The 5,850-nt window shown below is 66.1% G+C and carries 3 protein-coding genes, 2 pseudogenes and 1 riboswitch; of the genes and pseudogenes, 1 reads left to right on the top strand and 4 read right to left on the bottom strand.

All coding sequences use genetic code 11. The features are described 5' to 3' along the window. The 4 genes and pseudogenes from AC1D1W_RS19605 to gcvP form a co-directional block, all read right to left on the bottom strand. Positions 1-135: pseudogene (locus AC1D1W_RS19605) on the bottom strand (serine hydroxymethyltransferase); the annotation flags it as partial. Then, on the bottom strand, positions 132-515 hold the full coding sequence (gene gcvH / locus AC1D1W_RS19600; RefSeq protein ID WP_476944570.1) for a glycine cleavage system protein GcvH: 384 nt from the start codon (positions 513-515) through the stop codon (positions 132-134). The pseudogene AC1D1W_RS19605 and the gene gcvH, both read right to left, overlap by 4 nt. Before the next feature lie 607 nt (positions 516-1,122). Beyond that, positions 1,123-2,271: a glycine cleavage system aminomethyltransferase GcvT gene (gcvT, locus tag AC1D1W_RS19595; RefSeq protein WP_476944569.1), complete on the bottom strand. Its 1,149-nt coding sequence runs from the start codon at positions 2,269-2,271 to the stop codon at positions 1,123-1,125. Between the two features lie 12 nt (positions 2,272-2,283). After that, complete coding sequence (gene gcvP / locus AC1D1W_RS19590) at positions 2,284-5,169, bottom strand: aminomethyl-transferring glycine dehydrogenase (RefSeq protein WP_476944568.1); 2,886 nt, start codon at positions 5,167-5,169, stop codon at positions 2,284-2,286. Positions 5,170-5,327: 158 nt separating this feature from the next. Next, positions 5,328-5,425: riboswitch (glycine riboswitch) on the bottom strand. 269 nt (positions 5,426-5,694) lie between these two features. On the opposite strand from gcvP, the pseudogene AC1D1W_RS19585 reads away from it, so the two are divergent. Beyond that, positions 5,695-5,850 (top strand): annotated as a pseudogene (locus AC1D1W_RS19585) (lipoyl synthase); the annotation flags it as partial.

Below are 5,850 nucleotides of genomic sequence, written 5' to 3'. Positions count from 1 at the left end.
CTGCCGGCTGAGTTCGGCGTCGATCTTCGCGGCGATCTCCGGATCCAGCACGGACAGGTCCGCGTCCAGACTCCGGGAAACGACCTGCTCAAACGCCAGCGTCTGTGTGCCCGCGGCCGCCGTTGCGCCGCTCACAGTTCGCCACCGTTCTTGGACGCGTACTCCTGCGCCGAGAGCAGCGGGCCTTCTTCAGCGACCGCCACCTTGAAGAGCCAGCCGGCACCGTACGGATCGCTGTTGATCAGCGCGGGGTCATCGACGACGGCAGGGTTGATTTCGGTGACCTCGCCCGTCACCGGCGCGTACAGGTCCGAGACGGACTTGGTCGATTCGACTTCGCCGCAGGTCTCCCCCGCGGTCACCGTGGCGCCGATCTCGGGCAGGTCCACGTAGACGATGTCGCCCAGCGCGTCGGTGGCGACGGCCGAGATGCCGATGGACACAACGTTCCCGGCCTCCCGCGCAACCCACTCGTGCTCGTCGGAGTACTGCAGTTCAGGGGCAACTTTTGCCATGTGTTTTTCCTAAGTCTTGGAGTGGTCGTTGGTGCTAAATCAATTGTGGCCGGGTTATGCGGCCGGAAACCGAATTCCTCCGCGTGCTCGGTCGCGAAGGCGCCCGCTGGGCGGACGCGACGCTCCCTTAGACGCACGCTTCCGGAATTCGCTCCCCTGCCGCTATCAAAAAAAATTCAGTTTTCGGGGCCAACAGTTTTCGGGGCCAGCCGTTTTCCCGGAAGAAACAGCGGCCTTTCGATATCTTCCAGAGCCGGGCTACTTCTTGGCTTCAAGGGTGTCATCAAGCTCAACCCCCAATGATCGAGCTTGGAACAACCCAGAGCCGCGGTAGGCGGCACCTCCCCCAGCACTTTTGGCTTTCGAAGGCGCCGGTTCCCGATGGTCCGGATGTGGCGTGATGTCTCCAAGGTGACGTACCCCCGAGGGGCTGGCCGGGCTGGGTTTTCGGAAGCGTGCGTCTAAGCGAGCGACCGCCGTCAGGGTTCCCTAACCGAGCTTGCGAGGTTAGGGGGACGGCGGGTCAAGCGAGCGAGCACGCGTGAAAACTCAGTCGGACAGCCCCGGTGCCGGCCACAAGACAGACACCGGGACAGGCCGCGGCAGACTACTTTTGGCGCTTGTAGAAAGGCATAGCGACAACTTCGAAGGGTTCGGCCTTGCCGCGGAGGTCGATGTCCAGTGCCGTGCCGGGCTCGGTGAATTCGACGTCCACATAGGCCATCGCGACCGGGTAGCCGAGGCTCGGGCTGGGCTGGCCGGAGGTGACTTCGCCGACGACGTTGCCGTCCTTGAGGACCGGGTAGTGGCCGCGGCCGGCCCGGCGCCCGAGGCCCTTGAGCCCGACGAGCCTGCGGCCCGTCGTGGCGCCGGCGCCGGTTTCCTTCTTGGCGGCCAAGGCGGCCTTGCCGATAAAGTCGCCTTCCTTGGACAGGGCGACGACGGGGCCCAGGCCGGCGGCGAACGGATCGCCTTCGAGGGAGAGTTCGTTGCCGTAAAGCGGCATGCCGGCCTCGAGACGGAGCGAATCGCGGGACGCGAGCCCGGCGGGGGTCAGCTCGCCGTCCTCGGCGATGGCGACGAGCGCCTGCCAAAGGGCGGCGGCGTCGTCGTTCGCGACGAAGATCTCGAAGCCGTCTTCACCGGTGTAGCCCGTGCGGGCCAGCAGGAGGTCCTGGCTGGCGCCGCCGAACATGAACGGGACGTCCACGGCGGCGTAGTACTTCAGGCCGGTGACGAGCTCGTGCTGCGCAGCGGGGACAAGGCGCAGCAGGATCTCCTGGGCCTTGGGTCCCTGCACGGCGATCAGCGAGATCTCGGCGGACGCGTCACGGACGGTGACGTCGAACCCGCCGTCCTTTCCGGAACCGGCCCGTTCAGCGAGGGCCTCGGCGACTACCTTGGCGTTGCCGGCGTTGGGGACCACGAGGAACTTCTGGTCGCCGCGGCGGTAGGTGATGAGGTCGTCGATGATGCCGCCGTCCTCGTTGCAGATCAGCGAGTACTTGGCCTTGCCAATGGCCATCGCGGAGATCTTGCCGACGAGGGCGTAGTCCAGGAAGGATGCGGCGTCGGGGCCGGTGACCCAGACTTCGCCCATGTGGGAGAGGTCGAACAGTCCCGCGGACTTGCGAACGGCATGGTGTTCGGCAAGTTCGGAGCTGTACTTCAGCGGCATCTGCCAGCCGCCGAAGTCCGTGAAGGAGGCGCCGAGCTTCTTGTGTTCTTCGTAAAGTGCCGTGTAATTCTCAGTCATCGTTGGCTGTCCTTAGTTGGCGGAATCGGAGTTGGCGGAATCATCGGAGTGGTCTTCGAAGGCTTCGAGGGGAGGGCAGGAGCAGATCAGGTTGCGGTCCCCGGCTGCTCCGTCGATCCGGCCGACGGGCGGGAAGTACTTGTCCTGCTTGAGCGTGTGGACCGGGAAGACGGCCTGTTCGCGCGGGTACTCGCGGGTCCAGTCGGTGCTGATCACGGCAGCGGCGGTGTGCGGGGCGTTGCGCAGCGGGCTGTGCTCCACGGTGAATTCGCCGTTGGCCACCTGGTCGATCTCGGCGCGGATGGCGACCATGGCCGTGATGAAGCGGTCGATCTCGCCCAGGTCCTCGGATTCGGTGGGCTCCACCATCAGGGTGCCGGCCACCGGGAACGCCAGGGTGGGGGCGTGGAAGCCGTAGTCGATCAGGCGCTTGGCCACGTCCTCGGCGGTCACTCCGGTCTTGGCCGTGAGTTCGCGCAGGTCCAGGATGCATTCGTGGGCCACCAGGCCGCCTTCGCCGGTGTAGAGCACCGGGAAGGAGTCGTTGAGGCGGGCCGCGATGTAGTTCGCCGCGAGCAGCGCGGACTTGGTCGCCTCGGTGAGGCCCCGGCCGCCCATGAGCTTCACGTAGGCCCAGGAGATCGGCAGGACGCCGGCCGAGCCGTAGCGGGAGGCGGAGATCGGGGTGCCGTCGGCGCCGTTGGCGGGGTCAGCCGCGTTGCCGGGCATGAACGGTGCCAGGTGGGCCTTGGCCGCGACCGGGCCGACGCCSGGKCCGCCGCCGCCGTGCGGGATGCAGAAGGTCTTGTGCAGGTTCAGGTGCGAGACGTCGCCGCCGAAYATGCCSGGCTGGGCCAGACCGACCAGGGCRTTGAGGTTGGCGCCGTCGATGTAGACCTGGCCGCCGGCGGCGTGGATCGCGTCGCAGACCTCGCGGACATCGGCGTCGTACACCCCGTGCGTGGACGGGTAGGTGATCATGATGCAGGACAGCGCGTCCTTGTGCAGCTCGATCTTSGCGGTCAGGTCCGCGTGGTCGATCGTGCCGTCCGAAGCCGTGGCCACGACCACGACCTTCATGCCGGCSAGCACGGCSGAGGCCGCGTTCGTGCCGTGCGCGGAGGCCGGGATCAGGCAGACGGTGCGCTGGGCATCGCCGCGGGAGAGRTGGTAGCCGCGGATCGCCAGCAGGCCCGCGAGCTCGCCCTGGGAACCGGCGTTGGGCTGGATCGAGACCTGGTCGTAGCCCGTGATCTCGGTCAGCTGGCCTTCGAGGTCCTCGATCAGTTCACGCCAGCCGGCGGTCTGGGATTCCGGGGCGAAGGGGTGGATGGAAGCGAACTCCGGCCAGGAGATGGCCTCCATCTCGGCCGTGGCGTTCAGCTTCATGGTGCACGACCCCAGCGGGATCATGGTCCGGTCCAGGGCCAGATCGCGGTCCGAGAGGCGGCGGATATAGCGCAGCAACTGGGTCTCGGAACGGTGCGTGTTGAACACCGGGTGCTGCAGGAAGTCGGAGGAGCGCAGCACGGACTCCGGCAGTTCGAGACCCTGGGCTGAACCGACCGGGCCGGCGCCAAAGGCGACGGCAACGGCGGCGAGGACGTCCGGCGTCGTGGTTTCATCAACGGATACACCCACCGTGTCGGCGTCGATCACGCGAAGGTTGATGCCGCGGGCCTCGGCCGCCGCGATGACCTTGGCGGCCTTGCCGGGGACGCGGACCGTGACGGTGTCGAAGAAGGACTCGGATACCAACTCGCGGCCGGCGGCCTTAAGGGACGCTGCCAGGGTGCGGGCGTTGTTGTGGACGGCCTCGGCGATCGCCTTCAGGCCATCGGGGCCGTGATAGACGGCGTACATCGAGGAGACGATGGCCAACAGCGCCTGCGCGGTGCAAATGTTGGACGTGGCCTTCTCACGGCGGATGTGCTGCTCGCGGGTCTGCAGGGCCAGACGGTAGGCGGGGACGCCGGCGTTGTCCTTGGACACCCCCACAATGCGGCCCGGAAGCGTGCGTTCCATGCCCTCACGCACCGCCATGTAGGCGGCGTGCGGCCCGCCGAAAAACAGCGGCACACCGAAGCGCTGCGTGGAGCCGACTGCGATGTCAGCCCCCTGCTCGCCCGGAGGGGTAATCAGGGTCAGGGCAAGCAGATCCGCCGCCACGGTGACCAGTGCGCCGCGTTCCTTAGCCTCCGCGATCACGGCAGACTGGTCCCACACCCGGCCGGAGACGCCCGGCTGCTGCAGGACGACGCCGTTGATGACGCCGTCGGGCAGGCCCTTCGAGAGGTCGGCGACCTCAACCTCGAAGCCCAGCGCCTCGGCACGGCCCTTGACGATCGCGATGGTCTGCGGCAGCACATCGGTATCGAGGACGGTCTTGGCCCCGGCAGCGGACTTGTTTTTGTTGGCCCGGCGCATCAGAAGCACTGCCTCGGCGACTGCGGTGGCTTCATCCAGCAGGGAAGCATTCGCGACCGGCAGAGCGGTGAGGTCCTGGACCATGGTCTGGAAATTCAGCAGCGCCTCAAGCCGGCCCTGCGAGATCTCCGGCTGGTACGGGGTATAGGCCGTGTACCAGGCCGGGGCCTCAAGGATGTTGCGGCGGATCACCGGCGGGGTGAGCGTGTCGTAGTAGCCCTGCCCGATCATCTGCACGGCGGTCTTGTTCTTCGACGCCAGCTTGCGCAGCTCGGCCAGCACCTCGACCTCGCTCAGCGCGCCGTCGAGGCTGAGCGGCTTTTGCTGGCGGATGGAGTCGGGCACGGCAGTGTCCACGAGGCCATCAACGCTGTCGTAGCCGATCGCCTTGAGCATGGTGTCGATGTCGGTCTGGCGGCGCGCGCCGATGTGCCGGTCTACGAAGGCAGAGGGATGGGACTGAACGGTCATATGGAACTCCAGGGTCGGGCCGGCMCGAAGGACACGGCTGTGGATCAAGTTCCTCCCCGCTCTGTCGTGGACCTGAGAGATTCCGCAGACAGGGGTCTGCTTGCACCGTCGGTGAGCTCGCCCTTCATGATGAAGGGCGAACTGCTTTCCAGAGTTGCCTCGTCGCGGCGGTACGTGGGCCTGAGAGATTCCTGGGGAGGATTTGCTCCTACGGCGCCCGCATCATTTGCTTGCAGGACTCTCCCGCCGCAGATCAAAAGCGTGTCGCTTGCGCCGTGACCGGGGTCACAGCGTTGTTGCCCTCCATCATTGGGCAGGGCCTGTGCGGCTGACTACAGCAACCTGCCTAATTTTGTCGATACCCTTTATCCATATGTATGAAGGCCGCTCCAGCGCGTGGACTTTGGACGATTGTCTATACGCAAGTGCAAAACCGCGCAGTTCATTAGTAGACGGGACCGGGGCCAAGCCCTGACCATGGAGTTGCCCGGAAACACCCCGCCCTGGCCCAGAAGGAGCTTTACTGTGACACTGGCACCAGAAGGCCGGAAGATGCTGCGCATTGAGCAGCGAAACGCGGCCACACCGGTGGAACGGAAGCCGGAATGGATCAAGGCCAAGGTCCAGATGGGCGCGGAGTTCGTCCAGCTCAAAAACCTCGTCAAGAAGGAGGGCCTCCAC

The sequence above is a fragment of the Arthrobacter sp. P1_B4 genome (assembly GCF_056406555.1).
The sequence above is the reverse complement of the archived record's forward strand: the minus strand, read 5'-3'. Positions and strand labels throughout refer to the sequence as shown.

Excerpts from the sequence above, each read along its gene's own strand:
- gcvT (WP_476944569.1), bottom strand. The coding sequence starts at position 2,271 with ATGACTGAGAATTACACGGCACTTTACGAAGAACACAAGAAGCTCGGC.
- gcvH (WP_476944570.1), bottom strand. The coding sequence starts at position 515 with ATGGCAAAAGTTGCCCCTGAACTGCAGTACTCCGACGAGCACGAGTGG.